The organism is Sphingobium sp. FG58 (assembly GCF_057809055.1).
The window spans coordinates 141,577-167,942 of record NZ_JBMDJF010000001.1 but is presented as its reverse complement, the minus strand read 5'-3'; the positions used below and the strand labels follow the sequence as shown (position 1 = coordinate 167,942).

General features: G+C 64.6%; 32 protein-coding genes. 19 read left to right on the top strand and 13 right to left on the bottom strand.

Annotation, left to right across the window (positions count from 1 at the left end):
* Nucleotides 1-3: 3 nt before the first annotated feature.
* The gene (fmt, locus tag ACODR8_RS00895; protein ID WP_489005569.1) at nucleotides 4-912 is read right to left on the bottom strand and encodes a methionyl-tRNA formyltransferase; all 909 of its coding nucleotides are present in this window, start codon (nucleotides 910-912) and stop codon (nucleotides 4-6) included.
* Nucleotides 913-965: 53 nt separating this feature from the next.
* Here fmt and recR point away from each other — a divergent pair, with 53 nt between their 5' ends.
* The 3 genes from recR (at nucleotide 966) to def (ending at nucleotide 2,689) form a co-directional block, all read left to right on the top strand.
* The gene (gene recR / locus ACODR8_RS00890; RefSeq protein WP_489005568.1) at nucleotides 966-1,562 is read left to right on the top strand and encodes a recombination mediator RecR; all 597 of its coding nucleotides are present in this window, start codon (nucleotides 966-968) and stop codon (nucleotides 1,560-1,562) included.
* Nucleotides 1,563-1,647: 85 nt separating this feature from the next.
* Nucleotides 1,648-2,106: a VOC family protein gene (locus ACODR8_RS00885; protein ID WP_294136841.1), complete on the top strand. Its 459-nt coding sequence runs from the start codon at nucleotides 1,648-1,650 to the stop codon at nucleotides 2,104-2,106.
* Between the two features lie 52 nt (nucleotides 2,107-2,158).
* Nucleotides 2,159-2,689 (top strand): peptide deformylase, encoded by a 531-nt coding sequence (def, locus tag ACODR8_RS00880; RefSeq protein WP_489005567.1) that lies wholly within the window; start codon nucleotides 2,159-2,161, stop codon nucleotides 2,687-2,689.
* 104 nt (nucleotides 2,690-2,793) lie between these two features.
* On the opposite strand, the gene phoB is transcribed toward def, so the two are convergent.
* From phoB to ACODR8_RS00845, 7 genes are all read right to left on the bottom strand, one after another.
* Nucleotides 2,794-3,495, bottom strand: a complete 702-nt coding sequence (phoB, locus tag ACODR8_RS00875) for a phosphate regulon transcriptional regulator PhoB (protein WP_026149749.1) — start codon at nucleotides 3,493-3,495, stop codon at nucleotides 2,794-2,796.
* A 5-nt stretch (nucleotides 3,496-3,500) separates the two neighbouring features.
* Nucleotides 3,501-4,193, bottom strand: coding sequence for a phosphate signaling complex protein PhoU (phoU, locus tag ACODR8_RS00870; protein WP_489005566.1), 693 nt, complete (start codon nucleotides 4,191-4,193; stop codon nucleotides 3,501-3,503).
* A 17-nt stretch (nucleotides 4,194-4,210) separates the two neighbouring features.
* Nucleotides 4,211-4,999 (bottom strand): phosphate ABC transporter ATP-binding protein PstB, encoded by a 789-nt coding sequence (gene pstB, locus ACODR8_RS00865; protein WP_119747316.1) that lies wholly within the window; start codon nucleotides 4,997-4,999, stop codon nucleotides 4,211-4,213.
* 8 nt (nucleotides 5,000-5,007) lie between these two features.
* Nucleotides 5,008-6,252: a phosphate ABC transporter permease PstA gene (pstA, locus tag ACODR8_RS00860; RefSeq protein ID WP_294136839.1), complete on the bottom strand. Its 1,245-nt coding sequence runs from the start codon at nucleotides 6,250-6,252 to the stop codon at nucleotides 5,008-5,010.
* Complete coding sequence (gene pstC / locus ACODR8_RS00855; RefSeq protein ID WP_489005565.1) at nucleotides 6,249-7,643, bottom strand: phosphate ABC transporter permease subunit PstC; 1,395 nt, start codon at nucleotides 7,641-7,643, stop codon at nucleotides 6,249-6,251. Before pstC ends, pstA begins: the two co-directional genes overlap by 4 nt.
* 8 nt (nucleotides 7,644-7,651) lie before the next feature.
* The gene (locus tag ACODR8_RS00850; protein ID WP_489005818.1) at nucleotides 7,652-8,722 is read right to left on the bottom strand and encodes a substrate-binding domain-containing protein; all 1,071 of its coding nucleotides are present in this window, start codon (nucleotides 8,720-8,722) and stop codon (nucleotides 7,652-7,654) included.
* A gap of 135 nt (nucleotides 8,723-8,857) precedes the next feature.
* The gene (locus ACODR8_RS00845; protein WP_489005564.1) at nucleotides 8,858-10,102 is read right to left on the bottom strand and encodes a sensor histidine kinase; all 1,245 of its coding nucleotides are present in this window, start codon (nucleotides 10,100-10,102) and stop codon (nucleotides 8,858-8,860) included.
* Between the two features lie 98 nt (nucleotides 10,103-10,200).
* On the opposite strand from ACODR8_RS00845, the gene ACODR8_RS00840 reads away from it, so the two are divergent.
* From ACODR8_RS00840 to vapC, 6 genes are all read left to right on the top strand, one after another.
* A complete protein-coding gene (locus ACODR8_RS00840; RefSeq protein ID WP_489005563.1) occupies nucleotides 10,201-10,641 on the top strand; it encodes a hypothetical protein in 441 nt (146 codons plus the stop codon).
* Nucleotides 10,642-10,889: 248 nt separating this feature from the next.
* A complete protein-coding gene (locus ACODR8_RS00835; protein ID WP_489005562.1) occupies nucleotides 10,890-11,177 on the top strand; it encodes an HPr-rel-A system PqqD family peptide chaperone in 288 nt (95 codons plus the stop codon).
* Nucleotides 11,174-12,037, top strand: a complete 864-nt coding sequence (locus ACODR8_RS00830; protein WP_489005561.1) for an HprK-related kinase A — start codon at nucleotides 11,174-11,176, stop codon at nucleotides 12,035-12,037. The genes ACODR8_RS00835 and ACODR8_RS00830 overlap by 4 nt, the downstream gene beginning before the upstream one ends.
* Nucleotides 12,034-13,023 (top strand): nucleotidyltransferase domain-containing protein, encoded by a 990-nt coding sequence (locus ACODR8_RS00825; protein ID WP_489005560.1) that lies wholly within the window; start codon nucleotides 12,034-12,036, stop codon nucleotides 13,021-13,023. The genes ACODR8_RS00830 and ACODR8_RS00825 overlap by 4 nt, the downstream gene beginning before the upstream one ends.
* Nucleotides 13,024-13,088: 65 nt before the next feature.
* Complete coding sequence (locus ACODR8_RS00820) at nucleotides 13,089-13,286, top strand: type II toxin-antitoxin system VapB family antitoxin (protein ID WP_489005559.1); 198 nt, start codon at nucleotides 13,089-13,091, stop codon at nucleotides 13,284-13,286.
* Nucleotides 13,283-13,678 (top strand): type II toxin-antitoxin system VapC family toxin, encoded by a 396-nt coding sequence (gene vapC / locus ACODR8_RS00815; RefSeq protein ID WP_489005558.1) that lies wholly within the window; start codon nucleotides 13,283-13,285, stop codon nucleotides 13,676-13,678. The genes ACODR8_RS00820 and vapC overlap by 4 nt, the downstream gene beginning before the upstream one ends.
* Before the next feature lie 268 nt (nucleotides 13,679-13,946).
* Here vapC and ACODR8_RS00810 read toward each other — a convergent pair whose 3' ends face one another.
* The gene (locus ACODR8_RS00810; RefSeq protein ID WP_489005557.1) at nucleotides 13,947-15,308 is read right to left on the bottom strand and encodes an amidohydrolase; all 1,362 of its coding nucleotides are present in this window, start codon (nucleotides 15,306-15,308) and stop codon (nucleotides 13,947-13,949) included.
* 262 nt (nucleotides 15,309-15,570) lie between these two features.
* Between ACODR8_RS00810 and ACODR8_RS00805 the strand changes: the two genes are divergently transcribed.
* Genes ACODR8_RS00805 through ACODR8_RS00795 form a run of 3 tightly spaced genes read left to right on the top strand, consistent with a single transcriptional unit; the run spans nucleotide 15,571 to nucleotide 16,264 of the window.
* Nucleotides 15,571-15,840, top strand: coding sequence for a hypothetical protein (locus ACODR8_RS00805; protein WP_489005556.1), 270 nt, complete (start codon nucleotides 15,571-15,573; stop codon nucleotides 15,838-15,840).
* 12 nt (nucleotides 15,841-15,852) lie between these two features.
* Complete coding sequence (locus tag ACODR8_RS00800; RefSeq protein ID WP_275402215.1) at nucleotides 15,853-15,981, top strand: hypothetical protein; 129 nt, start codon at nucleotides 15,853-15,855, stop codon at nucleotides 15,979-15,981.
* A 4-nt stretch (nucleotides 15,982-15,985) separates the two neighbouring features.
* The gene (locus ACODR8_RS00795; RefSeq protein ID WP_489005555.1) at nucleotides 15,986-16,264 is read left to right on the top strand and encodes a hypothetical protein; all 279 of its coding nucleotides are present in this window, start codon (nucleotides 15,986-15,988) and stop codon (nucleotides 16,262-16,264) included.
* A gap of 280 nt (nucleotides 16,265-16,544) precedes the next feature.
* On the opposite strand, the gene ACODR8_RS00790 is transcribed toward ACODR8_RS00795, so the two are convergent.
* Both ACODR8_RS00790 and ACODR8_RS00785 read right to left on the bottom strand, forming a co-directional pair.
* A complete protein-coding gene (locus ACODR8_RS00790) occupies nucleotides 16,545-17,336 on the bottom strand; it encodes a 3-hydroxybutyrate dehydrogenase (RefSeq protein WP_119747338.1) in 792 nt (263 codons plus the stop codon).
* A complete protein-coding gene (locus ACODR8_RS00785; RefSeq protein WP_489005554.1) occupies nucleotides 17,333-18,508 on the bottom strand; it encodes a DUF3734 domain-containing protein in 1,176 nt (391 codons plus the stop codon). The genes ACODR8_RS00790 and ACODR8_RS00785 overlap by 4 nt, the downstream gene beginning before the upstream one ends.
* A 146-nt stretch (nucleotides 18,509-18,654) precedes the next feature.
* Here ACODR8_RS00785 and ypfJ point away from each other — a divergent pair, with 146 nt between their 5' ends.
* Entirely contained in the window at nucleotides 18,655-19,533 is an 879-nt protein-coding gene (ypfJ, locus tag ACODR8_RS00780; protein WP_489005553.1) for a KPN_02809 family neutral zinc metallopeptidase, read from the top strand.
* Nucleotides 19,534-19,536: 3 nt separating this feature from the next.
* On the opposite strand, the gene ACODR8_RS00775 is transcribed toward ypfJ, so the two are convergent.
* Together ACODR8_RS00775 and ACODR8_RS00770 are read right to left on the bottom strand one after the other, a co-directional pair.
* Nucleotides 19,537-19,869, bottom strand: a complete 333-nt coding sequence (locus ACODR8_RS00775) for a hypothetical protein (protein ID WP_489005552.1) — start codon at nucleotides 19,867-19,869, stop codon at nucleotides 19,537-19,539.
* Between the two features lie 77 nt (nucleotides 19,870-19,946).
* A complete protein-coding gene (locus tag ACODR8_RS00770) occupies nucleotides 19,947-20,141 on the bottom strand; it encodes a hypothetical protein (protein WP_489005551.1) in 195 nt (64 codons plus the stop codon).
* A gap of 106 nt (nucleotides 20,142-20,247) precedes the next feature.
* On the opposite strand from ACODR8_RS00770, the gene ACODR8_RS00765 reads away from it, so the two are divergent.
* From ACODR8_RS00765 to xth, 6 genes are all read left to right on the top strand, one after another.
* Nucleotides 20,248-22,935 (top strand): bifunctional [glutamine synthetase] adenylyltransferase/[glutamine synthetase]-adenylyl-L-tyrosine phosphorylase, encoded by a 2,688-nt coding sequence (locus tag ACODR8_RS00765; RefSeq protein ID WP_489005550.1) that lies wholly within the window; start codon nucleotides 20,248-20,250, stop codon nucleotides 22,933-22,935.
* On the top strand, nucleotides 22,935-23,396 hold the full coding sequence (bcp, locus tag ACODR8_RS00760; protein ID WP_489005817.1) for a thioredoxin-dependent thiol peroxidase: 462 nt from the start codon (nucleotides 22,935-22,937) through the stop codon (nucleotides 23,394-23,396). The genes ACODR8_RS00765 and bcp overlap by 1 nt, the downstream gene beginning before the upstream one ends.
* Entirely contained in the window at nucleotides 23,393-24,193 is an 801-nt protein-coding gene (locus ACODR8_RS00755) for a ferritin-like domain-containing protein (protein ID WP_489005549.1), read from the top strand. Before bcp ends, ACODR8_RS00755 begins: the two co-directional genes overlap by 4 nt.
* Before the next feature lie 106 nt (nucleotides 24,194-24,299).
* The gene (locus ACODR8_RS00750; RefSeq protein WP_489005548.1) at nucleotides 24,300-25,028 is read left to right on the top strand and encodes a M23 family metallopeptidase; all 729 of its coding nucleotides are present in this window, start codon (nucleotides 24,300-24,302) and stop codon (nucleotides 25,026-25,028) included.
* Between the two features lie 80 nt (nucleotides 25,029-25,108).
* A complete protein-coding gene (gene erpA / locus ACODR8_RS00745) occupies nucleotides 25,109-25,435 on the top strand; it encodes an iron-sulfur cluster insertion protein ErpA (RefSeq protein WP_217673353.1) in 327 nt (108 codons plus the stop codon).
* A gap of 50 nt (nucleotides 25,436-25,485) precedes the next feature.
* Entirely contained in the window at nucleotides 25,486-26,259 is a 774-nt protein-coding gene (xth, locus tag ACODR8_RS00740; RefSeq protein ID WP_489005547.1) for an exodeoxyribonuclease III, read from the top strand.
* The last annotated feature ends 107 nt before the right edge of the window (nucleotides 26,260-26,366 follow it).

The window sequence follows — 26,366 nt, the reverse complement described above, 5'->3', positions numbered from 1 at the left end:
GTCTCACCCATCCACCCGGCTCCCCGCCGGTATGTCGAAGCCGCGCAGCATCTCGTCGGACGGCATCGCCGCCTTGCCCGCGCGCTGGATCAGCGTCGGGCGGATCGCGCCATGGCCGCAGCCGATCAGCAGCGCGTCGTCCAGCATTTCGCCGGGTGCGCCATCCTCATGCTCGATCTGCGCCGCCAATATGCGGAACCGCTCCCCGCCATATTCGAAAAAGGCGCCGGGAAAGGGATTGAAGCCGCGCACCTGCCGCTCGACCTGAATGGCTGGCCGGGTGAAGTCGATCCGCGCTTCGGCCTTGGCGATCTTGGCGGCGTAGGTCACGCCCTCTTGCGGTTGCGCCATCGGCGGATGGAGCGCGATATCGTCCAGTACCTCGACCATCAGCGCCGCGCCCGCCTGCGCCAGTTCCGCCGTCAGCGCGCCTGCCGTCTTGCCCTCTATCTTGGTCACATATTTGGCCCGCATCGACCCGGTATCGAGGCCCGCTTCCATGTCCATGATCGTGACGCCGGTGACATTGTCGCCCGACAATATCGCCCGCTGGATCGGCGCCGCCCCGCGCCAGCGCGGCAGCAACGACGCATGGATATTCATGCAGCCGTGGCGCGGCGCATCCAGCACCGCGCGCGGCAGGATCAGGCCATAGGCCGCGACTACCGCGACGTCGGCCTCCAGCGCCGCAAACTCCGCCTGCACCGCTGCGTCCTTCAGCGACTCCGGCACCCGAACCTCTATCCCCATCGCCTCGGCCCGCTGTTGCACCGGGGAGGGGGTCAGGCTCTTGCCGCGCCCGGCCGGACGGGGCGGCTGGCTATAGACCGCAACGATTTCATGCCCCGCCTTGGCCAGCGCTTCGAGCGCGGGAACCGCGAAATCGGGAGTGCCCATATAGATGATACGCATGGTGCCATCTCAAAGCCCTTGTCGGGACGGGTTGCAAGCCCTTATCTCACAGCATGGCATCCACTGAAATCGAAGCGCTGACGCAAGCCCTGTCCCGCCTGCCTGGCCTTGGCCCGCGTTCGGCGCGGCGCGCGGTGCTGCACCTCATCAAGAAGCGTGAGGCTGCGATGGCCCCGCTGCTGCGCGCGCTGGAGGTCGTGAACGAACGGCTGGTCACCTGCCATGTCTGCGGCAATGTCGATACGGTCGATCCCTGCGGCATCTGCACCGACATGCGCCGTGATCCGCGCGCGCTGTGCGTGGTGGAGGATGTCGCGGACCTGTGGGCGCTCGACAAGTCCCGCCTCTTCCCCGGCCGCTTCCATGTGCTGGGCGGGCGCCTGTCCGCGCTGGAAGGGATCAGACCGGAAGATCTGACGATCGACGCGCTGGTCGCACGGCTTGAACAGGGCGGCGTCGATGAAGTGGTGCTGGCGATGAACGCCACGCTGGAGGGCCAGACCACCGCCCATTATCTCGCCGAACGCTTGGAACGCTTCCCCGTACGCCTGACCCAGCTGGCCCATGGCGTACCCGTAGGCGGCGAGCTGGACTATCTGGACGAAGGCACATTGGCGCAGGCGCTGCGGGCAAGAAGGCCGGTGGGGTAGGGGGCGGACCCTGCCAAAGCTGTTAGCTGACCCCGCCGCATCCCTCCGCTAGACCGGGCCAGATAACCCACCGGAAGGATGCCCGATGATCGACCTTAGCCGCACCCATCACAAGGGCATTGCCGTTCCCGACATCGACCGGGCGGTGGCGGATTATAGCGCGGCGCTGGGGCTGACATTCGCGCCGATCCGCGATTTCGATCCGCTGCCCTTCTGGACCCCGGAGGAGGGCGCGCGGGAGATCAGCGTCCGCGCAACCTACTCGTTGGGCGGGCCGATCCATCTGGAACTGGTGCAGGGAAACAGCAGCTTTTACGACACGGCCAGCCCCGCAGGCGCGCGCCATATCGGCGTGTGGGTGGACGATCTGCCCGCCGAAGCGGACCGGCTGGTCGCGGCGGGCTGGACGCCGCGCGCCGCCAACCTGCCGCCCGAACAGGGCTATGGCGCGATCGCCTATCTCACCTCGCCCGATGGCGGCTTGCTGGTCGAACTGATTTCGACCATATTGAAACCCGCGATCGACGAATGGCTGGGTGAATAGCGCGATGCAGCGCATCGCTTGAAATCCTGCGTCTTTCCGCTATTTTAGAGCCATGGCCATTCTTCCCATCCTTGAGGCGCCGGACCCGCGCCTGCGCACCATTTCGACCCCCGTGGAGTCGATCGACGCCGATCTGCAACGGCTGATCGACGACATGTTCGAGACGATGTATGACGCGCCGGGCATTGGCCTGGCCGCGATCCAGGTCGGCGTGCCAAAACGGGTGCTGGTGATGGATCTTCAGGAGCCGGAATCGGACGCGGAGGATGCCCCCCCGGTCAAGAAGCCGATGGTGTTCATCAACCCGGAAATCCTCAAGGAATCGGAGGATCTGTCGGTCTATAATGAGGGCTGCCTGTCCGTCCCTGACCAATATGCCGAGGTGGAGCGCCCCGCGACGATCCGCGCCAGCTGGATGGACCGAGACGGTCGCATCCATGAAGAACAGCTTGAAGGGCTGCTTGCCACCTGCCTCCAGCATGAAATGGACCATCTGGAGGGCGTTCTCTTCATCGACCATCTGTCCCGCATGAAGCGCGACATGCTGATGAAGAAGCTGACCAAGGCCCGCCGCGCCGCGTGACGGGCGCCCGTCATCCCGGCGAAAGCCGGGATCTCGCTTCTTCTGGCGCGACGCTGGAAAGAAAAGGGAGATGCCAGCCTTCGCTGGCATGACGGGTCACTGGGTCAGCTCACCCCGTCGGTATCCAGAGCATAGCCCGCCGACCGCACGGTGCGGATGATGTCCTGAAACTGGCCGTCGCCGTTGATCGCCTTGCGCAGGCGGCGGATATGGACGTCGACGGTGCGCAGTTCGATATCGCTATCCTGCCCCCACACGCTGTCGAGCAGCCGTTCGCGTGAGAATACCCAGCCGGGATGCTCCAGAAAGTGGCGCAGCAGGCGGAATTCGGTGGGACCAAGCGGGATCACTTGCCCGCCGCGCCGCACCTTATGCCCCACCGTGTCCATTTCGACATCGGCAAAGGTCAGCGTTTCGCCCGCCAGCGCCGGACGCACGCGCCGCAGCACCGCGCCGACCCGCGCCACCAGTTCGCGCGGGGAGAAGGGCTTGGTCACATAATCGTCCGCGCCCGTTTCCAGCCCGCGCACCCGATCCTCTTCCTCACCGCGCGCGGTCAGCATGATGATCGGCACGTTGGCGGTGCCGTTGGCGCGGCGCAGGCGGCGGCACACCTCGATCCCCGACAGGCTTTCCACCATCCAGTCGAGCAGCACGATGTCAGGCACATTTTCCTGCGCCATCAGCAGGGCTTCCTCGCCATCGACGGTATGGGCGACGTCGAAATCCTCGCGCTTGAAATGCCAGATCAGCAGTTCGGCCAGCGCCGCGTCATCCTCGACCAGCAGCATTTTTGCACGGGCCATAGTCTTTATTCCTCCGCCGCCGCGCCGCCGCGGTCGCGGTCGGGCAGGGTCTGGCCCGTGGCCGCATAAAAGACCATCTCCGCGACATTGGTCGCATGGTCGCCGATCCGCTCGATATTCTTGGCGATGAACAGCAGATGCGCACATTCGCTGATCGTCTTGGGATTTTCGACCATATAGGTCACCAGCGTGCGGAACACGCTGTTGTAGAAATCATCGACCACCGTGTCGCGCTCGACCACGGCCACGGCCAGGTCGGCGTCGCGCGCGGCAAAGGCGTTGAGCGCGTCATGCACCATTTCGCTCGCCACCTGTCCCATGGACGGCAGCAGCGACACCGGCTCCAGCGTGCGCTGGTTGACCATGATCAGCGGTACGCGCTTGGCGATATTCTTGGCATAGTCGCCGATGCGTTCGACCACGCCGACGATCTTGAGCGCGGCGATCACGTCGCGCAGATCGTTGGCCATCGGCGCGCGGAGCGCAATCACCTGGATGACCAGCTTCTCGACTTCCGCCTCGATCGCGTCGATGCGCTTGTCGTCGGCCACCACCTGCGCCGCCAGCACCAGGTCCTGCCGTTGCAGCGCAGTCATCGCGCTTTCGATGGCAGCTTCGGCGCGTCCGCCCATTTCCGCGATCAGACCGCGCAGCCTGTCGATATCCTCGTCGAACGCCTTGATTGTATGTTCAGCCATATTCGTCTCTCCCGCGATCAGCCGTAGCGACCGGTGATATAATCCTTGGTCCGCTCCTGCGTCGGGTTCGTAAATATGTCGCTCGTCACGCCATATTCGACCAGATCGCCGAGGTGGAAGAAGGCGGTGCGTTGCGACACGCGCGCGGCCTGCTGCATATTGTGGGTCACGATGACGATCGCATAGCGGCCGCGCAGTTCGTGGATCAGTTCCTCGATCTTCGCCGTCGCAATCGGGTCCAGCGCGGAACAGGGTTCGTCCATCAGGATGACTTCCGGCTCCACCGCAATGGCGCGGCCAATGCACAGGCGCTGCTGCTGCCCGCCCGACAGGGCGGTGCCGCTGTCATGCAGCCGGTCCTTCACTTCTTCCCACAGGCCAGCGCGGCGCAGCGATTTTTCAACCACCACGTCCAGGTCCGCCTTGGCATGGGCCAGCCCATGGATGCGCGGCCCATAGGCGATATTTTCGTAGATCGACTTGGGGAAGGGGTTGGGTTTCTGGAACACCATGCCGACCCGTGCGCGCAGCTGCACCACGTCCATCGACGGGGAATAGATATCCTCGCCATCCAGCGTGATCATGCCTTCCACCCGCGCGCTGGCGACGGTGTCGTTCATGCGGTTCAATGTCCGCAGGAAGGTCGACTTGCCGCAGCCCGACGGGCCGATGAAGGCGGTGACATGGTCCATGTCGACGTCGATCGACACGCCCTTGATCGCCTGCTTCGCGCCGTAGAATACCTTGACGTCGCGGGCCGACATTTTTGGGTTGGCAATGGCCAGAGGATTTATTGCTTCGGTCATGGGTGCGTTTACCACCGTGTTTCAAACTTGTTGCGCAGATAGATGGCCAGACCATTCATCGCGAGGAGGAAGGCCAGCAGCACGATGATCGCGGCCGACGTCTTTTCGACAAAGCCCCTGGAGACTTCATCGGACCACAGGAAAATCTGCACCGGCAACACCGTGGCCGGATCGCTGATCCCGCCCGGCGGCGTCGCGATGAAGGCGCGCATCCCGATCATCAGCAGCGGTGCGGTTTCGCCCAGCGCGCGCGCCATGCCGATGATCGTGCCGGTGAGGATGCCGGGCAGGGCGAGCGGCAGCACATGGTGGAACACCACCTGCACCGGCGATGCGCCGATGCCGAGCGCCGCGTCGCGGATGCTGGGCGGCACCGACTTGATCGCGTTGCGCCCTGCAATGACGATGACGGGCATCGTCATCAGCGCCAGCGTCATGCCGCCGATCAGCGCTGCCGATCGCGGCAGGTGCAGGAAGTTCAGGAAGATCGACAGGCCAAGCAGGCCGAAGATGATCGAGGGGACAGCCGCCAGATTGTTGATCGATACTTCGATAATGTCGGTCCACCACGCCTTGGGCGCATATTCCTCCAGATAGAGGGCGGTCGCCACACCGACCGGGAAGCTGAGCGCCAGCGTCACCAGCATCGTCAACAACGATCCCTTGAACGCGCCCCAGATACCCACCTGGGTCGGATCGGTGCCGTCGCTTGCCGTCAGGAAGCTCCAGTTGAAACCGGTGGTCAGCAGGCCTGCCTTGCGCAGCCGTTCGACCGCGGCTTCCGCTTCCGGCGCGCCTTCATGCTTGGCGGCGAGGTCAATGGTGGTGCTGGCCGGGACGCGGATCGTCACTGTCCGCCCCAATATTGCGGGGTCGGCCTTGATGGCGTCACGGATGCTGATCCAGGCGGTCGATGACAGCAAGGCGTCGGCATCCGCGCCCAGTGCTTCCTTGGCGACTTGTCCCGTCACCATCGGCAGGTTGGCATTGGCCAGCGCCGCGTCGGTGATATTGGCCGGATCGAGCAGCAGCGGCGACGCGGGGAAATCGATCTGGAGCGCAATCTCTGTCCGGGTGAAACCGCGCAGCCCGTTGCCCATCATCGTGAACAGCAGGAAGGCAAGGAAGGCGGCAGACAGCGCCACGGCAAACAGCCCGGCGAATTTGAACCGCCGCTCGGCCGCATAGCGCCGCGCAATCCGCTTGCGCATTTCGTCCGACTTCCAGTCGGTGGGGTTGCGAGTGGGTGTCATTCGTAAGCCTCGCGATATTTCTTCACGACCCGCAGGGCCACGATGTTGAGCAGCAACGTGACGACGAACAGCACCAGTCCGAGCGCAAAGGCCGCCAGCGTCTTGGCGCTGTCAAATTCCTGGTCGCCGGTCAGCAGCTGGACGATCTGGGTCGTCACCGTGGTCACGCTGGCAAAGGGGTTGAGCGTCAGGTTCGCGGCCAGACCAGCGGCCATCACCACGATCATCGTCTCGCCGATGGCGCGGCTGACCGCCAGCAATACGCCGCCGACCACGCCGGGCAGGGCGGCGGGGATCAAGACCTTGCGGATCGTTTCGCTGGTGGTCGCGCCCATCGCCAGGCTGCCGTCGCGCATCGATTGCGGCACGGCGGCGATGCTGTCGTCGGCCATGGAGGAGACGAAGGGAATGATCATCACCCCCATCACCAGACCCGCCGCCAGCGCGCTCTCCGACGAAGCGCCATGGATGCCGATCATCACCGCAAAGTCGCGCAGCGCCGGGGCGATGGTGAGCGCCGCGAAATAGCCATAGACGACCGTCGGCACACCGGCGAGCATCTCCAGCGTCGGCTTCATCCATTTACGCACGACGGGCTTTGCATATTGGGTGAGGTAGATGGCGCTCATCAGGCCCAGCGGGATCGCGACGACCATGGCGATGATCGCGCCGATGAAGATGGTGCCCCAGAAGAGCGGCACCGCGCCGAACGCATCTTCATTGCCATAGCCCATCGCGGCTGACTGCGGCGACCATTTGGTCCCGAACAGAAAGTCGAGCGGATTGACCATGGAGAAGAAGCGGAAACTTTCCCACAGCAGGGAGGCGACGATCCCCACCGTGGTCACGATCGCCAGCAGCGACGCGATCAGCAGTGTCGCCATCACCAACCGCTCGACCCGTGTGCGCGCCCGGAAATCGGGGCGGACGCGGGTGAAGGCATAAGCGCCCCCGGCAAAGGCCAGCACGATCGCCAGCACCGCGCCTGCGACGCCATATTTGTTGATCGCGACGCGATACGGCTCGACCAGTCCCTGCGCCAGCGGGTTGAACGCCCCGGCCTGCGCGCCCGTCGCGATCGACCGCGCCTCGCCCAATATGGCGGAGCGCGAGAAATCGTCCATCGGCAGACTCTGCGCCGCCGGATCGGCCAGCACCGCCTGCGTCACCAGACCGGGCATGATGTTGGACCAGACGGCCAGGAACAACACAGCCGGCGCGATCGTCCACAGCGCCACATACCAGCCATGATAGCCCGGCAGCGAGTGAACGGCATCACGCCGCCCGGTCGCCCGCGCCATGATCTGCAAACGCAGAGCGCGCGCGCGGGCGCTGACCCAGGCGATAGCGCCCAGGCCAGCGAGCAGCAGGAAAAGTGCGGGACCGGTCATTATGGCCCTTACTTCAGCTTGGAGCCGTCAAGCACGGTCAGCGCCTTGACCGTTTCGGCACTGGCCTTGCGCACATCTTCGGGCGCAGCGACCATGCCGCGCTTGGTCAGCGCGCCGTCAGGCGACCAGTTGGCGGCAAAGGCGTTGAGGAAGCCCTGCAAGCCCGGAATGGCGGTGATATGCGCCTTCTTCACATAGATGTAGAGCGGACGCGCGCCGGGATATTGGCCGGTCGACACGGTCTCATAGGTCGCCTCGACACCGTTGATCGGCACGTCCTTGAGCGTATCCTTATTCTCTTCCAGGAAGCTGTAGCCGAACACGCCGACCGCATTGGGGTTCGCGCCCAGCTTCTGCACGATCAGATTGTCATTCTCGCCCGAATCGACATATTTCCCGTCCTCGCGGACGCGGGTGCAGGTCGCTTTATACTCGTCCTCGTTCTTGTCCTTCAATTCCTTCATCGCCGGATCGGACTGGCAGCCCTTTTCCAGGATCAGTTCGGCCAGCGAATCGCGCGTGCCGCTGGTGGACGGCGGGCCGAACACCGAAATCGCGATGGCGGGCAGGGTGGGGTCGACATCCTTCCACGTCTCCGCCTTGTTCGGACCCTTGCCGTAGGGGTTGGCGGCCAGCGCCTCATAGACGATCTTGGGGGTCAGCTTGTAGCCGGGGCCGTTCTTGGCTTCGGCAAAGGCCAAGCCGTCGACACCGACCTGCACTTCGATGATGTCCTTGACGCCATTGGCCGCGCACATATCAAATTCGGACTTCTTCATCCGGCGCGATGCGTTGGCGATGTCGGGATGCTGCGCACCCACGCCCGCACAAAACAGCTTCATGCCGCCGCCCGTGCCGGTCGATTCGATGATCGGCGATTTCATGCCGGGATTGCCCTGCACGAACAGTTCGGCAACCGCCGTGGCGAAGGGATAGACGGTGGACGAACCGACCGCGCGGATCTGGTCGCGGGTTTGGCCTGCGCCACCGCCGCTGCTCTGGTCGCCACAGGCGGACAGGGAAACGACGCTCAATGCCGTTGCGGCGAACAAGGTGAATCTATTCACGGGAACCTCCATCATGCAAGGCCGCGATTCGCTGTTCGCCGCCCCCTTTGACCGGCGCTATAGGGCCGCTCCATCGCGGCATTGTGACATTCAGGTTGCAGTTTGATGACATGGCAAAAGGCGATGATGACAGGACCGCCATTTTGGTCAAACCTGCCCGCCATCCGCCTCATGCATCAGCGGCAGCAAGACGGTAACGGTCGTCCCCTTACCCAGCACGCTCGCCACGTCCAGCCTTCCGCGATGCCGCTCGACAATATGTTTGACGATCGCGAGGCCCAGCCCGGTGCCGCCCATCGCCCGGCTGCGCCCCGAATCGACGCGATAGAATCGTTCGGTCAGGCGGGGCAGATGATCCGGGCCAATCCCTTCGCCTTCGTCGGCCACAGACAGGCGGCACATGCGGCTGCCTCCCTCCGACAGCGTCACCCGGATCGGCGTACCGGGGCGGCCATATTTCACCGAATTGCCGATCAGATTGTGCAGCAGCTGCGACAGCTGCGCCCGGTCGCCCTGCACCGCCTGCCGCCCCGGAGCGACCTCCATCTCCACTTCGCGGCCCCGTTCGCCATGGCTGGAGCGGAACACATTGACCGCTTCGGCGACCAGTTCGCCCAGATCGACTGATGCGTCCGGCGCGCGATATTTCTCCGCCTCTATTCGGGAGAGGGAGATGAGATCATCGACCAGCCGCTGCATCCGCCGCGCCTCGCCATCCATGATTTTCAGGAAGCGCTGCCGCGTCTCGTCATCCTTGCCCAGTTCGGGGTCGGCCAGCGTTTCGATAAAGCCCAATATCCCGGCCAGCGGCGTGCGCAATTCGTGGCTGGCATTGGCGACGAAATCGACCCGCATCCGCTCGGCGGCATGGGTGCCGCTATGGTCGACCAGATGGACGAGGCGGCGCATGTCGGCCACTGCACCGACCGGCGCCACCCGCATCTGCCAGCGCTGCTCGCGCGTTCCCAGCCCCACCAGCTCGATCATGAACGGTTCGGCCAGCGGGGCCAGGCTCGCCAGCCGTTCGGCAGCCGCCGGGTGGCGGATGGCGATCCGCGCATCGTCCCCCTCGATATGCGCGCCCAGCAGGCGCTGCGCCGCCCGGTTCGCTCGCGCGATCCGCCCGCGCTCCACCAGCATCAGCGGATCGGAAATTCCCTCCAGCAGGCTGGCGAAATCGGGATGGTCGATCAGGTCCGGCTCATCCATCGCCACGTCCGGCACGTCGGGCGGTGGCGTCCCCGCGTCGGCGGTGATGGCCAGGACGATCACCCCGGCCAACACCGGCAGCGCGATGGCAAAGGGGGATGCGCCCATCATCAAGGCAGCGCCCGTGCTGAGCAAGAGGACGGCGAAGGACGCGATGATCTGGGAAAGACTGAGTCGATTCATGGTTACCGCACTGGATTTGTCGCGTATTTGCTGCGATGTCAGGCCCAATAGCGTGCAATCATGACGCTTTGGCAAGCCCGATAGCGGATCAGGATCAGATGAGCGAGCCGATGACCGGACAGGATGATGACCAGCAGCCCGAAGCGGCTGTGCAGGCCGATACGCCCGATCTGGCCGTGCCGTCGCGTCGCCAACTGCTGATGGGCGGTGCAGCGGCTGCCTCCGCGATCGTGTCGATCCGCCCGGCGCTGGCGAACACCGCTGCCTCGGTCCTCAACTGCACGATACCCGTGCCGGACGCCAGCCGGGCGGGCAATCTGATCGCCCCCAATGGCCAGCTGGTTCCCGCCGGGACGCCCGGTGCCTTCCCTGGCACTGGCCGCCCTTTCACCGGCGAACAGGTCAAGCAAGCATTACGGGGACGACCGCTGCCCGGCACCAGCTATCAGCAGAACCAGGCCTATCTCAACTATATCCGCCGCCTTCAGTCAGGCACCAGCGGCTTCACCTGCTACGCCTCGCTCCAGATGCCGCGTTGAGTCGTCCTCCCCTTGCCAAAGGGATCGTTGCGAAACTCGGATAGCCTAACAAATCTTCGTCATTCCCGCGAAGGCGGGAATCCATCTCCCACCTTATCATCTTGATTTTAGGTCCGGAGATGGGTCCCCGCCTGCGCGGGGATGACGTGAAATTCTATGGATGGTGATTTTCGCAATGATCCCCTTGTAGAGGACGACCGGTTGAAGCGCATAGCAGGTCGCATGTGATTTGAGTGGGATGGCAGAGAGTGACAGCAACGAAACTCTATCGGCGGGACGGGGCGGACGCGGTGACCGCCTGCGCGCTCGACGATATCGTGCTGCTCTATCATCCCCGGTCGGGCCAGACCCATATGGTGATCAGCCCGGTCCCCGAAATTCTCGATGAACTGGCCGACGGCAACCCCGCCAGCGTCGCGCAGATTCACGACCGGCTGGCGCATAGCTTCGACCTTGGCCCGGCGGACGACGCCATGCGCGAAATCGCCGCCCATCTCGACGCGCTGGTGGCGCTCGGTCTGGTGCGCCCGGCATGAGGCACCAACTGACCCTGCGCATCGGCCCGGCGACATTTCGCATCGGCTCTGCCTGGCCCGCGCCGATCGCGCAGTTGGCCAGCCTCTACGCCGCCTATCCGCAACCGACCGACGCGATTGCCGACTTCACCGTCCGGCTCCAGCCGACCAGCCTTGTGCGCCGCTTCATTCGCCCCTCGATCTTCATCACCGGCGACCATGGCCTGGCCGATGCTGCGCCGATGAGCCTGGCCCATGGCCTGCTGGCGGCGGAAATGGGCATGAACCTGCAAATGGCGCTGGGCTGGCGGCGGCATTTGCTGCTCCATGCCTCCAGCGTGGAGAAGGATGGCCGCGTGCTGGTGATGACCGGCGAGTCCGGCTCCGGCAAATCGACCTTGGCCGCCTTGCTTGGCGAACGCGGCTGGCGCTTCATGGGCGACGAATTTGCCTTGCTGGACCTTGATAGCGGCGCGATCCTGCCCTTTCCCCGCCTCGTCAGCCTCAAGAATCGCGCGATCGACGTGGTGGTGGGCGAAGTCGGGGAGGCGCGCATGGGACCGCTGCTCGCCGCCACCGCCAAGGGCGATATTCGCCATATGGTCCCCCGCCATGATGCGGTCGCGCGCATGGGGCAGGGGGCGATGCCCGCACTGCTGCTCTTCCCCCGCTTCGGCCATGCCGCCGATATGCGCGCCGTCGGTCAGGCGGAAATCTTCATGCGCCTGACGCAAGCCTCGACCAATTATGTCGCACTGGGCGAACCGGCGTTCACGGCGCTGACCCGTTTCGTCCGCGATGTTCCCGCCCGCGCCATCGACTTCCCGACCGGCGAGGAGGCGATCGCCATGGTCGAACGGCTGTGGGAGGAGCGGACATGAGCGCCGCGCTGCTGGTGCGGACGCTGCGCGATCCTGCGTCCGTCGCGGCGCTGGACGCATCCGGCTGGAACAGCCTGATCGCCGCCGCGCGCGCCGAACGGCTGATCGGGACGCTGGCCTTTCGGCTTGATGGGGTCATGGTGCCACCAGCGGTCACGCCGATCCTGTCCGACGCGCGGGCCGACGCTGCCCGCGAGGCGCGGCAAGCCTTGTGGGAAGCCGATCGCGCGGCGCAGGCGCTTGGGGCTTTGGGCGTCCGTGTCGTGCTGCTCAAAGGCACCGCCTATGCCGCTGCCGGGCTGAAGGCCGGGCAGGGCCGCTTCATCGGCGATCTCGATATCCTCGTCCCGGTGGAGGCGATGGCGGTGGTCGAACAGGCGCTGATCGCGGCAGGCTGGGAATGGGTGAAGGATGATCCCTATGACGATGCCTATTATCGCCAGTGGATGCACGAACTGCCGCCGATGATCCACGCCACGCGCGACCGGATGATCGACGTGCATCACACGATATTGCCGCTGACCGCGCGCCAGACCCCGGACGCCGCCGCGATGATCGCCGACGCTGTGCCGCTGGCCGATGGCCTTTACGTCCTGTCCCCCGAAGATCGCGTCGTCCATGCCGTCGCCCATATGCTGGCCGATGGCGATTTGCAGGGTGGCCTGCGCAACCTGTGGGACATCTATCATCTGCTGGCCGACACTGACCCGGACATAGTGGCGACCCGCGCCGCCCGGCATGGCTTGGGTCCCCATGTTCGGCAGGCACAACGCCTCGCTGCCGCGCTCTACGGTCCCGGCGCGCGCCTGACTTTATGGGACCGCCTGATCGGCGCCCGGCTGCTGGCCCGCGACGGCTGGGGCCGCGAGACCCGCAAGGCGTTGGTGTTCGCCTTCTTCCTACGCTCTCATTGGTTGCGGATGCCGCCGCTGATGCTGGCCCGGCACCTGTGGACCAAATGGCGCAAGGGGCATCGGCCGCAATAGGCGCACCTCACCCTTGTCAGCAGGCGACCGACGTCATATGTGTATAAATCCATAAATGGATACACATGATGCGCACCAATATCGTGATTGACGATGATCTGATGGCCCGTGCGATGCAGGCGACCGGGATCAAGACCAAGAAAGAGGCGGTAGAACAAGGGCTTCGTACCCTTGTGCGCCTGACCGAGCAGGCCGAATTGCGGTCGCTTCGTGGTGCCGTGTCGTGGGACGGTGATCTCGACGCCATGCGCCGCGATCCATGATCCTGGTCGATAGCAGCGTCTGGATCGACTATTTCCGCGGCATCCCGACAGCGCAGGCCGACCGGCTCGATGGGCTGCTGGGGCGGGAGCCTTTACTGGTCGGCGACCTCATCCTGACCGAGATATTGCAGGGCATCCCCGCCGCCCGCGAATTTGATCGCGTCCGGCGGCTGTTGCTGACCATGGATGTCATCCCCATCGGCGGGACGGACGTGGCGATCGAAGCCGCCCGCCATTTCCGCCACCTTCGCGCGCTGGGCGTCACCGTCCGCAAGACGATCGACACGCTGATCGCCACCCGCTGCCTCGATGACGACCATGCACTGCTCTACAGCGACCGCGATTTCGATCCGTTCGTCAAGCATCTGGGGCTGCGTTCGGCGATGGACTGATCCTGTTGGCCAATATTGCATCGGATCATTGGTCGCGCATTTTTGGCATTCCTCCCCTGCAAGGGGATCATTGCGAAAATCACCATCCATAGAATTTCACGTCATCTCCGCGCAGGCGGGGATCCATCTCCTGACCTAAGATCAAGACGATAAGGTAGGAGATGGATTCCCGCCTTCGCGGGAATGACAAAGATTTGTAAGGCGAACCGAATTTCGCAACGATCCCCTTGCAGGGGAGGACGTGGAGTCACTGAGTAAATCGACCCTCCTACCCCTTCTTCAATATATCCAGCGCCAGCACGGTCATCGCCTCGCTGGCCGACCCGATTACCTTGTCGGCTTGCGGCGCCCAGAAGGGGCTGTGGAGGGAGGGGAGGGTTGCCTGTCCGGCCTGCGCCGCCGCCATCTTGTCGGCAGGCACGCCGCCGACCCAGAAGATGAAGCTGTTGATGCTCTTGTCCGCGCGATAGAAGCGGCCGAAATCCTCGCCGCCCATCACTGCCGGGGTCTTGACCACCTGGTCTTGCGGGAAATGGGCTTTCAGCACGCCGGCCATCTGTTCGGCAAATTCGGGTGGATTATAGGTGGAGGGCGTAAATTCGTCCTTCACCGTCACCACGGGCATCCGGTCGTCCGGCACCCCTGCCGCAATCGCCTCGCCGCGCGAAATCCGCTTGATCCCCTCGATCAGCTTGGCCCGCGTCTCGTCCGAATAGCTGCGGATCGTCAGCAGCAATTTCGCCTCGTCGGGGATGATATTATGCTTGGCCCCGCCCTGAAAACTGCCCACCGTCACGACCGCCGGGTCGGAAGGTTCCTGCTCGCGGCTCACCAAGGTCTGGAGCGCCCCCACGATCCGCGATCCCAGCACGATCGGATCCTTGGTCGTCTGCGGATAGGCGCCATGGCCGCCGACGCCCCGCACCAAAATGTCGACGCTATCGACATTGGCCAGCGCATAGCCCGGCGTATAGCCGATCTTGCCCGCCTCCAGATTGGCCGCGTCATGAAAAGCGATGGCGTGGGTCGGCTTGGGGAAACGGGTATAAAGCCCATCCTCCAGCATCAGCCGCGCGCCGCGTCCGACCTCTTCGGCGGGCTGGAGGATCATCACCAGCGTGCCTTTCCAATCGTCCTTGGCCGCCGCCAGCAGCTTCGCGGTTTCGATGAAGGCGGTCATATGCGTGTCATGGCCGCAGGCGTGCATCACGCCGGTCTCCACGCCTTCGGGGGTCTTGGTCCGCACCTTCGATGCGAAGGGCAGGCCGGTCTGCTCCACCACGGGCAAGCCGTCCATATCGGCGCGGATCAGCAGCACCGGGCCGGACCCGTTCTTCATCACCGCCACGACGCCGGTGCCGCCGACCTTCTCGGTCACGTCAAACTTCATGGCCTTCAGGCGCTTGGCCAGCTTGGCGGCGGTGTTCACCTCCTGCTCCGACAGTTCGGGATTGGCATGAAGATCGCGGTAGAGCGTCATCAGCCCGTCCATATCCTTCGCGATCGTCGCGCCGATCGCGCTTTGCGGCGGCGCAGTCGGTGCGGGGGCTGGAGCCGTCGGTTCGGTCTGGGCGGTAGCGATGGACGACAGGCTGGCGGCGGCCAATATGGCCGTGAGCGCATGGCGCATGATGAAGTCTCCCTTGGTTGCCCGCAGCATAAGGGGATTCTACGTCTGTAAAAGGGGGGTAGCGTGGCGGGCGATGAAAAAGCACCGGCCCTTGTAAAGTCATGCGATCCAACCTATTTCACAAGTGAAAGGAACGATCCGCCGCACTGCGCGGCCTCATGATCGTCCGCCCCCCTTGCGACATGACTGACCCGCGCGCGTCCGACGAAGCGCCCCCTGTCGCCCCGATATCTCGATTTCCTCGTGCAAAGGAGCCTGCTCCATGGCCCAGACATCCGCCTTCTGCCTTGCCCAGCAGTCGATCCATCACGCCCGTTCATTGTCCGAAACCCTGCCCAACGCCCGCCGCGTCGCGGTTGCCGCCGCCAATGCCTGGGGCCGCGAAGCCAAGCTGGCCGCCAGCGCCGAACGCCGCCGCGCGACCCGCACGGTGGAAACGGAGGACGAAGCGATCGCCGCCGAATTCCGTGCCGAGGATGATGCCGAAGCCGCGTTGAACGCTGCGCAACAGCCGTCCACGTCCGCAAACTGAAAGACCCAGATCATGGCCAAAAGTCAGAAAAAATCGAGCCGCGAAACCCGCAAGCCCAAGGCGGAAAAGCCGCCCAAGGCCAATGCGTCCAACCCGTCGACCAAGCCCGGCCCGGTCGGCATCGTGACGCTGAAAAGCTGACAAGATGACGACCGACACCCCCGTTCAGCCCGCCCCAGCCTCCAACCGTACCGCGCCGGGCCGACGCTTCATCCCGCATAATGCGGTGCGCCTGTCCCCGGCCGAAGCCGAACGGCAGGGCCGCGTCACCCGCATCGCGATCGAGAAGCTGGGCGCGCCTGCTGCGATCCTGTTCCTCAACAGCCAGCATGACGGCCTGCCCGATCGCCCCCTGCCGCTGGCCACCGCCAGCGAGGACGGCCTGCAATCGGTCCTGCGCTTGCTGGAGCCGAAGGCGACTTAGAGCGCGACGACTTTAGCTTGCATAACATCCGTTCGTGCTGAGTAGGGACTGAGCGAAGTCGAAGTTGAACAGGTCGGATCGTCCCCCGGACGATCCTGAACCATCCGGGGGATGGTTCACCTGTTCAAGTATCGAAGCATCGCGTCCATACGCATCCTTCGATACGCCCCCCGGATCAAGTCCGGGGTCAGCGGCTACTCAGAGCCTGCCCCCGCGAAGGCGGGGGACGAACGGATCAAGGTAAAGCCATCGCGCGCCAAAAATCAGTCAGGGCGGCGCGTCACTGCGCCGTCCATCCTCCATCGATGCTCATATTCGCGCCGGTGATGTTGGCGGCGGCGTCGCTGCACAGGAACATCGCCATCGCCGCGACCTGTTCGACCGTCACGAACTGCTTGGTCGGCTGGCCCGCCAGTAGCACGTCGTTCATCACCTGCTCGCGGGTCATGCCGCGTGCCTTCATCGTGTCGGGGATCTGGTTTTCCACCAGCGGGGTCCAGACATAGCCGGGCGAAATGCAGTTGGCGGTGATGCCGAAGGTCGCGACTTCCAGCGCCACGGTCTTGGTGAAACCGGCCAGGCCATGCTTGGCGGTCACATAGGCGCTCTTGAACGGGGAGGCGGTCAGCGAATGGGCGCTGGCTGTCTGGATGATCCGGCCCCATTTCTTGCCCTTCATATAGGGGACCGCCAGCCGCGTCGTGTGGAATGCGCTGGTGAGGTTCAGCGCGATGATCAGGTTCCACTTGTCGACCGGAAAATCCTCGACCGGCGCGACATGCTGCATCCCGGCATTGTTGATCAATATATCGACCCCGCCAAAGGCCGTCGCCGCCTCCGCCATCATCGCCTCGATCTGGTCCTGCTTGGTCAGGTCATGGCCGCTATAGAGCGCCTTCGCGCCGCTCAGCGCCTCCAGCCCCAGCCGCTCCTGCTCGATCGCATCCTTGTCGCCAAAGCCGTTGATGACGACATTCGCGCCTTCGCCCGCCAGCGCCTTGGCATAGGCCAGGCCAATGCCGGAGGTCGAACCGGTGATCAGGGCGGTCTTGCCCGTAAAAGCCTTGCTCATGCCTTTTTCTCCTTGAGATGATCGGGCGCGTCGAGGTCGAAGGTCGCGCTCTTGCCGTTCAAAATGTTGCGGGCGATCAGGTCGCCCTTGTGCATCACTTCCTCCACTGCGTCGCGGCCCTGGCTCCAATGGTCCAGCATCGTGGCGCGGGAAAATTCAAAGTCTTTCGCGCCGCTTTCCCAGTTGCGGCTGCGGTAGATGAGGTGAACGATATTGACCGATCCGCCATCCATAATGTCCCGCAATGTCTGCGCTTCCGGCTCGTTGCGCAGTTCGGGTGGCAGTTTTTCGAGCAAGGCCTTGATCGCGCCATGCTCGCGGCGCAGGCGCAGATATTGGTCGGTCACCTGCCGGGTGCGGCTGGAAAACTGGATATCCTTGGCGCGCGAATAGACGTCGGTCATCTGGCGCGGCATCGGCCCTTCGGCGGGGAACAGGTCGACCTGAAACACCAGCATATCTTCGGTCTGATGGTCCAGCACATGGGCCAGCGGGGTGTTGGACACGATGCCGCCATCCCAATACCAGCGCCCGTCAATCTCGACCGGCGGAAGGCCGGGCGGCAGCGCGCCTGACGCCATGATGTGGCGCGCGTCGATCCGGGTGTTGCCGCCGGGGCCGCGCGTGTCCCAATAGGCGAAATTGCCGGTCTCCACATCGACCGCGCCGACCGACAGCCGCACTGGCCCGTCGTTCAGCAGATCCCAGTCGATACAGGCGTCCAGCGTGTCCTTCAGCGGCGCGCTGTCGTAAAAGCTGATCGCGCCGGATGATCCTTCTGGCATCATCGTCGCGGGCCACAGGCGCGGGCGGAACATGCCCGGCACGCCGAAGGTCGCGACCGTGCCGGCGGCGGCCAGATGCGCAATCTCGCGTATATGGTCGATGTCGGGCAGCAGAATATTGGGCATCCCGCCGGACACGGTGTACCAGAATTTCTTGAGGCGGCTGATCCGCCGGTGCGGCGGGTTGCCCGCGATGATCGCGGCATTGACTGCGCCGATCGAAATGCCCGCAACCCAGCTGACATCGACCCCCAGTTCGTCCAGCCGCTCATAGACGCCCGACTGGAAGGAACCGAGCGCACCGCCCCCCTGAAGCAGCAGCGCGACTTCGCGGGGCAGGGGCAAAGGCGTGCGGGCGCGGCGGAGGGGCTTGGGCTGATTATCCATGATGCAGCGCAATATAGTCTTTGCCGACGGCAATCCAACTTTATGTCGCCAGATAAAATTTGCTTTGTGCGCAACCCTCTGGCCATCCCGGCGGTTTGCAGCATTCCGTGAATCGGGTAGGCAGAGGCCTAAACAGGGAGGGCGTCATGCGTCTCGACGACGAACAGGAAAGCAGCCATTTCGAGGTGCAGGACGGCCGGGGCGGCGGCGGTGGCGGCCTGGGCGGCGGCATCGGTATGCTGCTGCCGCTGATCGGCAGCAAATTTGGCTGCGGCGGCATTGCCGTGGCGCTGATCATCATGGTGGTGATGGGCATCAATCCGCTCAGCCTGATCGGCGGCGGGGGTGGCGGCGGCCAGCCGGTCCAGACGCAGCGCCCTGCGACGACCGAACTGACCGACATTCAGCGAACGTCGCTCAAAGTGCTGGGATCGACCGAGCGCCGCTGGGACGAGATATTCAAGGCGTCGGGCGAGCAATATCCGCCGCCAACGCTGGTATTCTACAGCCAGAACGGCCAGTCGGGCTGCGGCGCGGCGCAGGCGGCGATGGGGCCATTTTACTGCCCGGCCGACCAGCGCATCTATATCGACACCGATTTCTTCAACGAAATGGAGAGCCGCTTCAACGCGCCGGGCGATTTCCCGATCGGCTATATCATCGCCCATGAGGTGGGCCATCATATCCAGACGATCACAGGACAAGCGGACCGGATTCGCAAGGCGCAGCAGAGCGCGTCGGAAGCCGAAGGCAATGCGCTCCAGGTGCAGATGGAATTGCAGGCCGACTGCTATGCCGGGGTCTGGGCGGCGCGCGACACCAATTTAATGGAGGCGGGCGACCTGGAAGAAGGAATGCGGGCGGCCGAGGCGATTGGCGACGATACGCTGCAAAAGGCGGCGGGGCGTCGGCCTGTGCCTGAAAGCTTCACCCATGGCAGCAGCGCCCAGCGTATGGCCTGGCTGCGCAAGGGGCTGTCGACCGGCGATCCCGCCCAGTGCGATACGTTCAAGGGATCGGTCTGACGCTTATTCCGCGTTGGGTGATCCGGGCGGCGCTGCGTCCGGGGTAATCATCTGATCGGTTTCGACCATAGGCGCGACGGTCGTTTGAGGCAGGCCAGCGCCGGGGGCCAGCATCGGCTGGCCCGCTTGCGCCACGGGTTGACCGAAACCCGGCGCGCTTGCGTCTGTCGATGGCGGGGCGACGGGAGGTGCCACAGGAACGGGGACCGGCGGCGGGGCGTCAGCGATGCCCTGCACAGGCGCGGGTTCTGGCGGCTTGGGCATAATGCTCTGCACCGCCAGCACGATTAGCGGCGCGACGATCACGGTGGCAATGGCGAAATTGCGGTACATCATGGCTTTGACTTCTTGCTGGCCGACGGCTTTGCCAACAATAGTCAAAATGGGTAAACAAAAAGCTGCGCTGATCGGCCCTATACTTGGCCGAATTTATCCAGCCGCGCCAGCAGCGCGGTCATGTCGTCGGGCAGAGCGTCACGCGGTGGCGCATAAGTGGAGCGCAGGGCGTTACCCAAGCCCTCATAGGGCAGGGGAAGCGCGACGGTCACGATCCGCCCGTCGCCGCTCTTGCGACCCGGTGCCGATCGGCCGGAAGATTTGCGCTGCATTTCCATGTCAGTAAGAACGGACGGCGCGCACAAAAGTTTCTGGCGTTCGTCGCAAGCCCAAGCGATAGCGCCCCAAAGCAAGCCCGCCGCAAGGGGAGAGACGAAGGTGACGGACTGGCCCGAAACGCAGGCACGGATACGCGGCCATTCGCCCTTCCTGACGCGCGCGCTGGATCGCTATCCGCAGGTTGCGGATGCGCTGGCCACCGGTGACATGGACGCGGCGCTCGCCGTGGCGCAGGGGCTGGGCGGACCGGAGGATGGCGTCGCCCGGTCGTTGCGGCGGCGGCGCACGGGGATCGCGCTGGTAACGGCGGCGGCTGACCTGTCGGGGGCCTGGGGGCTGGACCGGGTGACGCGCACCCTGTCGGATTTCGCCGATACCGCCGTGGAGGAGGCGCTGGCCGCCGCCATGGCCGAACGCTATCCCGATGCCGAGCATAAGGGCTTTGTCGTGCTGGCGCTGGGCAAACATGGCAGCCGCGAACTCAATTATTCGTCGGATATCGACCCGATCCTGCTCTATGACCCGACCACCCTGCCGCATGGGCCACGCGAAGATCCTGCCGATGCAGCGGTCCGAATCGGGCGGCGGATGAGCGAATTGCTGACGGCCCGTGATGCTGACGGCTATGTGTTCCGCGTCGACCTGCGCCTGCGCCCTTCGCCCGAAGCCACGCCGATCGCGCTGCCGGTGGAGGCGGCGATCGGCTATTATGAATCGACCGCGCTGGGCTGGGAGCAGGCCGCCTTCATCCGATCGCGCGCGGCGGCGGGCGACTTGCCGCTGGGCGACTATTTCCTGCGCCAGATTCGCCCCTTCGTCTGGCGGCGGCATCTGGATTTCAGCGCGATCGACGCGATCGTCGATATCAGCCGCCGGATTCGCGACCATTATGCGCAGGGGCAGGCGTTCGGGCCGGGCTATGACCTGAAGCGCGGGCGCGGCGGCATTCGCGAGGTCGAATTTTTCGCGCAGGTGCATCAGCTGATCCATGGCGGGCGCGATCCGGCGCTGCGATCGGGCAATACGCGGCAGGCGCTGGCCGCGCTGGCGCAGGCAGGCGTGATCGAGCCTGATACCGCGGCGTGGCTGGACGAGGCTTACATCCTGTTCCGCACCATCGAACATCGGCTCCAGATGGTCGAGGATTTGCAGACCCATGAGCTGCCCAAATCAGCCGTCGCCATGGACAATGTCGCGCGGCTGCACGGTTTGGCCGATGGCGACGCGCTGCTCGACCTGCTGCGGCCCCAGGTCGAATGGGTCGGGCGCAATTATGACCGGCTCAGCCCGGAACAGGACGATGCCTCGCTGTCGCAGGATGAGGCGTTGCTGGCGGCGCAACTGGCCGAGATGGGCTTTGCCGATCCGCAAACCGCGCTGGCGCGGATCGCCCACTGGCGTGGCGGAAAGGTGCGCGCGCTGCGCAGCGGTCCTTCGCGCGAGGCGCTGGAAAGCCTGCTGCCCGGCCTGATGCGCGCGCTGGCGACCGCGCCCGATCCGTCGCGCGCGCTCAATCGGCTGGACGACATGATCGGGCGGCTGCCCAGCGCGATCAACTTCTTCAAGCTGCTGGCCGCGCGCCCGGCGCTGGTCGCGCTGCTGGCGGAGATATTGAGTCATGCGCCGACGCTGGCCGATGCGCTGGCGCGGCGGGCGGAGCTGATCGACGGGCTGATCGACGCTACCGCCTTCGATCCGCCGCCGCCTGTCGATGTGCTGGTAACGCAATTGGCGGCGCTGGAGCCGGGCGAGGATTATCAGGCCTTGCTCGACCGGGTGCGCCAGCGGGTGGGCGATCGTCGCTTTGCGCTGGGCGCGCAGATCATCCGGGGCGGCGATCCGCTGGAGGCCGGGCGCGGCTATGGCCGGGTGGCGGAGGCGGCGATCGAGGCGCTGGCGGGTGGGACCGTGGCCGAGTTCGAGGCGGCCCATGGCAAGGTGCCGGGCGGCGAGATCGTCATCCTCGCTTTGGGGCGGCTGGGCGGCGGGGTGCTGACCCATGCGTCGGATCTGGACGTCATCTTCCTGTTCACCGGCGATTTCCGCGCCGAATCCGATGGTCCCAGACCGCTGGGCGCGACCCAATATTTCAACCGGCTGGCGCAGCGTATCGTCAACGCCCTGTCGGTCCATACCGCGTCCGGCCCGCTCTATGAGGTCGATACGCGGCTCCGCCCGTCCGGGGCGCAGGGCTTGCTGGCGGTCAGCTTCGACAGTTTCGCCAAATATCAGCGCGAGGAGGCCTGGGCGTGGGAGCATCTGGCGCTGACGCGGGCGCGGCCGATATTCGGGTCGCCGCAAGCGCGCACGGCGCTGGCCGCTATTCTGGCTGAAACACTGGAAAAAGACCGCAATATCAATGATCTGTCGCAAGAGGCGGTCAAGATGCGCGGCGACATCGCCACCCACAAGCCGCCCGCAAGCGAGCTGGACGTCAAGCTGGTGCCGGGCGGTCTGGTCGACCTCGAATTTCTGATCCACATCACCCAATTCCGTTACGGCACGGCCTTTGATCCCGACCTTGGCAAGGCGCTGGCGATGCTGGTCACCGCGGGGCATCTGCCCGCTGACCTCATCGTCGCCCATGACCTCATCACACGCTATCTGATTGTGTCCAGGTTGGTGTCGCCTTCGTCCACAGAGCCGCCCGAAGCGACCCGTCCGCTGGTCGCGCGGGCTTGCGGGGCTGACCATTGGGACAGTCTGCTTGAAAGCTATGCCAAGGCGCGGCAAAGCATAGGCCAAGCCTGGGCCGCGCTCGCTGCGCCCTATCAGGAGGACATATGATGCTGGTACAAGGCGACAGCGCACCCGACGTCGCGCTCAAGGATAGTGATGGCGCGGACTTCACCCTGGCCCGCTATCGCGGCAAGCCGGTGGTCGTCTATTTCTACCCCAAGGCCGATACGCCCGGCTGCACCAATGAGGCGAAGGATTTTACCGAACTGGCCAGCGACTTTGCCGCGATCGGCGTGCCGGTGGTCGGCGTGTCGAAGGACAAGCCCGCCAAGCTCAAGAAATTCGCCGACAAATATGGCCTGACCGTCACTTTGGCGTCGGACGAACCGGGCGACGCCTGCGAGGCGTTCGGCACATGGGTCGAAAAGTCGCTCTATGGTCGCAAATATATGGGGATCGAGCGGGCAAGCTTCCTGATCGACGCGGACGGCACCATCGCGCGGGTCTGGCCCAAGGTGAAGGTCAAGGGCCATGCCGCCGAGGTGCTGGAGGCGGCGAGGGCGCTTTGATCCTGCCCGATAGCGTCGGCGCGGCGTGCCGCCATGTCCTGCTGACCGCCGATCCCCATGCCAAGGTGATGGCCGCGCGCGCGGTGGCGCGGGCGTGGCGGCTGGGCCGGTTGGCGCATCGTTTCGATGTGCCAATGCCCGACCAGCCCGCGCGCCCGGACGCGCCGATATTGCTGCATCCCGGCCAAATGCCCCGGCGCGGCAAGATGGGGTCGGAGCGATCCCGCATCGCCATGCTCCACGCGCTCGCCCATATCGAATTTGTCGCGATCGACCTGGCCTTCGACCTGATCGGCCGCTTCGGGGATCAGTTCCCCACCGCCTTCACGGATGAATGGATGCAGGTCGGGGCGGAAGAAGCGATGCACTTCGCCCTGCTCGACCGGCGGCTGCGCCAGTGCGGCAGCCATTATGGCGCGCTGCCCGCCCATGACGGGCTGTGGCAGGCGGCGGAGGAAACCGCGCATGACGTGCTTGCCCGGCTGGCGATCGTGCCGATGGTGCTGGAAGCCCGCGCGCTCGACATTACGCCTGCGACGGTCGAACGGTTCGAGGGGGCAGGGGATTTTGCGTCCGCCAGATTTTTGCGCCGCATCATGGCGGATGAGATTCGCCATGTCGCCGCCGGGACGACATGGTTCCTCGCAGCGACGAACCGATTGGGCCTATCCGCCCCAAATCATTATCAAATGCTTGTGAAAAGGCATTTTCGTGGCTCGGTTAAGCCTCCGTTCAACGACTCAGCGCGTCGACAGGCCGGTTTAACGCGCGAATTCTACGCCGCGCTTGCAACATGACCGGCGATTTGCAGTCTGCGTAACTGCGGGGGCGATCCAGGTCGCCAAAAAGTAACACGGGAAGCGCCGAGGGGCATAAGCCTCCGGTGACACAGTCGGGGTCGGCATGTTTGAACTTGATATGATCAATACTCGTGGTGCGCGTTTGTTCCATTCTGCCGTCAAGGCGACACAGATTTTTGCAGGGCTTGGCATTGCAGGCGCGCTCTGCGCCGCTGTCCCGGCCCATGCGACCGAAACAGACGATCCCTATGGCGATGCGTCGGAAATCAACACCAGCGCCCTTGGGCCGCAGGATGTCGGTTTCTCCAACCTCTTCTCCAGCCTCCAGCGCCTTGACGGCAATGCCAAGACCGCGGCCTATATCCCGTCGGGCCGCCCGGTCGAAAAGCTGTCGCTGACCTCTAATTTCGGCGTCCGGTCGGATCCGTTCAATGGCGGCGCACGGATGCACAAGGGGATCGATATTCCCGGCCCCATCGGCACCCCGATCCACGCCACCGCCGACGGCATCGTCAACCGCGCAGGCTGGGCCAGCGGCTATGGCAACCTCGTCCAGATCTCGCATGGCAGCGGCATGGAAACGCGCTACGGGCATATGTCCAAGCTGCTCGTGCCTGCCAACAGCTTCGTCAAGCGTGGCCAGATCATCGGCCTGATGGGCTCGACCGGCCGCTCGACCGGCAGCCACCTCCATTATGAAGTCCGTGTCGACGGCGCCGCGATCAACCCGCTGCCTTTCGTTGCCGGTCCCGATTATCTGGTTGCGATGAACAGCAAGCCGCCGATCGCCATGGGCGGCCCGACCAAGGCGCAGGAAAAGAGCGTCGACTGATCGCGCTTTTATCGACATTCGCAAAAGCCCCGGCACCCCATGGGTTGCCGGGGCTTTTGCTTGACCCTATCTAGGGTGCCATGACCGATATTGATCTCACCCCATCTGCCGCTGCCCGTGTCGCCGCGATCGCCGCCAAGCAGGGCAAGCCTGCGATCCTGCGGCTGGCGGTCGAGGGTGGGGGCTGTTCGGGCTTCCAATATCGCTTCGGCCTGGCCGATAGCATTGAGGCCGACGATCTGTCGGTCGAGCGCGATGGCGTGACCCTAGTGGTCGATGACGTCAGCCTCGACCTGGTGCGCGGATCGGCGGTGGATTTCGTCTCCGACCTTGGCGGCGCGGCGTTCAAGGTGACCAATCCCAACGCGACCGCAGGCTGTGGTTGCGGCACCAGCTTCTCGGTCTGATAGCCAAAAGCCGATCTTCCCATTAGGGACTTGGACGAGGAGAATCGTCCATGCGTATCGCCACCTTCAACATCAACGGCACCAAGGCGCGCCTGCCGCGCCTGCTGGAGTGGCTGGACGAAACGCGGCCTGACATTGCCTGCCTGCAGGAAATCAAGACATCCGACGAAACCTTCCCGGCCAAGGATATCGAGGACGCCGGTTATGGCGTCATCTGGCACGGGCAGAAGGGGTTTAACGGCGTCGCCATCCTCGCGCGCGGCGAAACCCCGGTAGAGGTGAAGCGCGGTCTGGATGGCGAGCCGGAAGATGAGCATAGCCGCTATCTGGAAGCGGACGTGAAGGGCGTGCGCGTCGCCAGCATCTATCTGCCCAACGGCAATCCGCAGCCCGGCCCCAAATTCGATTACAAGCTGCGCTGGATGAAACGACTGCGCGTCCGCGCGGCGGAAATCTGGGCGGAGGAAGTCCCCGCGATCCTGGCGGGCGACTATAATGTCATCCCGCGCGACGATGATGTCTATTCGGTCAAGGCGATGGCCAACGACGCGCTGATGCAGCCCGAAAGCCGCGCTGCCTATCGCCGCCTGCTGGCCGACGGCTGGACCGACGCGCTGCGCAGCCGTCATCCTGCGGGCGGGGTGTGGACCTATTGGGATTATCAGATGAACGCCTGGCCCCGCGACGCGGGTTTCCGCATCGACCATCTGCTGCTGAGCCCCGCCGCCGCCGACCGGTTGGTCGATGCACAGGTGGACAAGGATTTTCGCGGGCGAGAGAAGGCCAGCGACCATGCGCCGACCTGGGTGGAATTGCGGGGGTGAGGGGGCTTATCCCTCTCCCTTCGAGGGAGAGGGCTGCGGAGACTTGGCAGCTTGCTGCCTTAGTCGCAGCTGGGAGAGGGTGTGCTGACCTCACGGTGGCGCGCCAT

Coding starts and splice junctions, on each gene's coding strand:
- def (WP_489005567.1), top strand. CDS start 2,159: ATGGCCATTCTTCCCATCCTTGAGGCGCCGGACCCGCGCCTGCGCACC.
- bcp (WP_489005817.1), top strand. CDS start 22,935: ATGCTGGTACAAGGCGACAGCGCACCCGACGTCGCGCTCAAGGATAGT.
- pstB (WP_119747316.1), bottom strand. CDS start 4,999: ATGACCGAAGCAATAAATCCTCTGGCCATTGCCAACCCAAAAATGTCG.
- pstC (WP_489005565.1), bottom strand. CDS start 7,643: ATGACCGGTCCCGCACTTTTCCTGCTGCTCGCTGGCCTGGGCGCTATC.
- ACODR8_RS00820 (WP_489005559.1), top strand. CDS start 13,089: ATGATGCGCACCAATATCGTGATTGACGATGATCTGATGGCCCGTGCG.
- ACODR8_RS00840 (WP_489005563.1), top strand. CDS start 10,201: ATGAGCGAGCCGATGACCGGACAGGATGATGACCAGCAGCCCGAAGCG.
- xth (WP_489005547.1), top strand. CDS start 25,486: ATGCGTATCGCCACCTTCAACATCAACGGCACCAAGGCGCGCCTGCCG.
- ACODR8_RS00785 (WP_489005554.1), bottom strand. CDS start 18,508: ATGGATAATCAGCCCAAGCCCCTCCGCCGCGCCCGCACGCCTTTGCCC.
- erpA (WP_217673353.1), top strand. CDS start 25,109: ATGACCGATATTGATCTCACCCCATCTGCCGCTGCCCGTGTCGCCGCG.
- fmt (WP_489005569.1), bottom strand. CDS start 912: ATGCGTATCATCTATATGGGCACTCCCGATTTCGCGGTTCCCGCGCTC.
- ACODR8_RS00805 (WP_489005556.1), top strand. CDS start 15,571: ATGGCCCAGACATCCGCCTTCTGCCTTGCCCAGCAGTCGATCCATCAC.
- ACODR8_RS00770 (WP_489005551.1), bottom strand. CDS start 20,141: ATGCAGCGCAAATCTTCCGGCCGATCGGCACCGGGTCGCAAGAGCGGC.
- ACODR8_RS00810 (WP_489005557.1), bottom strand. CDS start 15,308: ATGCGCCATGCGCTCACGGCCATATTGGCCGCCGCCAGCCTGTCGTCC.
- recR (WP_489005568.1), top strand. CDS start 966: ATGGCATCCACTGAAATCGAAGCGCTGACGCAAGCCCTGTCCCGCCTG.
- ypfJ (WP_489005553.1), top strand. CDS start 18,655: ATGCGTCTCGACGACGAACAGGAAAGCAGCCATTTCGAGGTGCAGGAC.
- phoB (WP_026149749.1), bottom strand. CDS start 3,495: ATGGCCCGTGCAAAAATGCTGCTGGTCGAGGATGACGCGGCGCTGGCC.
- ACODR8_RS00845 (WP_489005564.1), bottom strand. CDS start 10,102: ATGAATCGACTCAGTCTTTCCCAGATCATCGCGTCCTTCGCCGTCCTC.
- ACODR8_RS00800 (WP_275402215.1), top strand. CDS start 15,853: ATGGCCAAAAGTCAGAAAAAATCGAGCCGCGAAACCCGCAAGCCCAAG.
- vapC (WP_489005558.1), top strand. CDS start 13,283: ATGATCCTGGTCGATAGCAGCGTCTGGATCGACTATTTCCGCGGCATC.
- ACODR8_RS00825 (WP_489005560.1), top strand. CDS start 12,034: ATGAGCGCCGCGCTGCTGGTGCGGACGCTGCGCGATCCTGCGTCCGTC.
- phoU (WP_489005566.1), bottom strand. CDS start 4,193: ATGGCTGAACATACAATCAAGGCGTTCGACGAGGATATCGACAGGCTG.
- pstA (WP_294136839.1), bottom strand. CDS start 6,252: ATGACACCCACTCGCAACCCCACCGACTGGAAGTCGGACGAAATGCGC.
- ACODR8_RS00775 (WP_489005552.1), bottom strand. CDS start 19,869: ATGATGTACCGCAATTTCGCCATTGCCACCGTGATCGTCGCGCCGCTA.
- ACODR8_RS00790 (WP_119747338.1), bottom strand. CDS start 17,336: ATGAGCAAGGCTTTTACGGGCAAGACCGCCCTGATCACCGGTTCGACC.
- ACODR8_RS00850 (WP_489005818.1), bottom strand. CDS start 8,722: ATGGAGGTTCCCGTGAATAGATTCACCTTGTTCGCCGCAACGGCATTG.
- ACODR8_RS00885 (WP_294136841.1), top strand. CDS start 1,648: ATGATCGACCTTAGCCGCACCCATCACAAGGGCATTGCCGTTCCCGAC.
- ACODR8_RS00830 (WP_489005561.1), top strand. CDS start 11,174: ATGAGGCACCAACTGACCCTGCGCATCGGCCCGGCGACATTTCGCATC.
- ACODR8_RS00795 (WP_489005555.1), top strand. CDS start 15,986: ATGACGACCGACACCCCCGTTCAGCCCGCCCCAGCCTCCAACCGTACC.
- ACODR8_RS00750 (WP_489005548.1), top strand. CDS start 24,300: ATGTTTGAACTTGATATGATCAATACTCGTGGTGCGCGTTTGTTCCAT.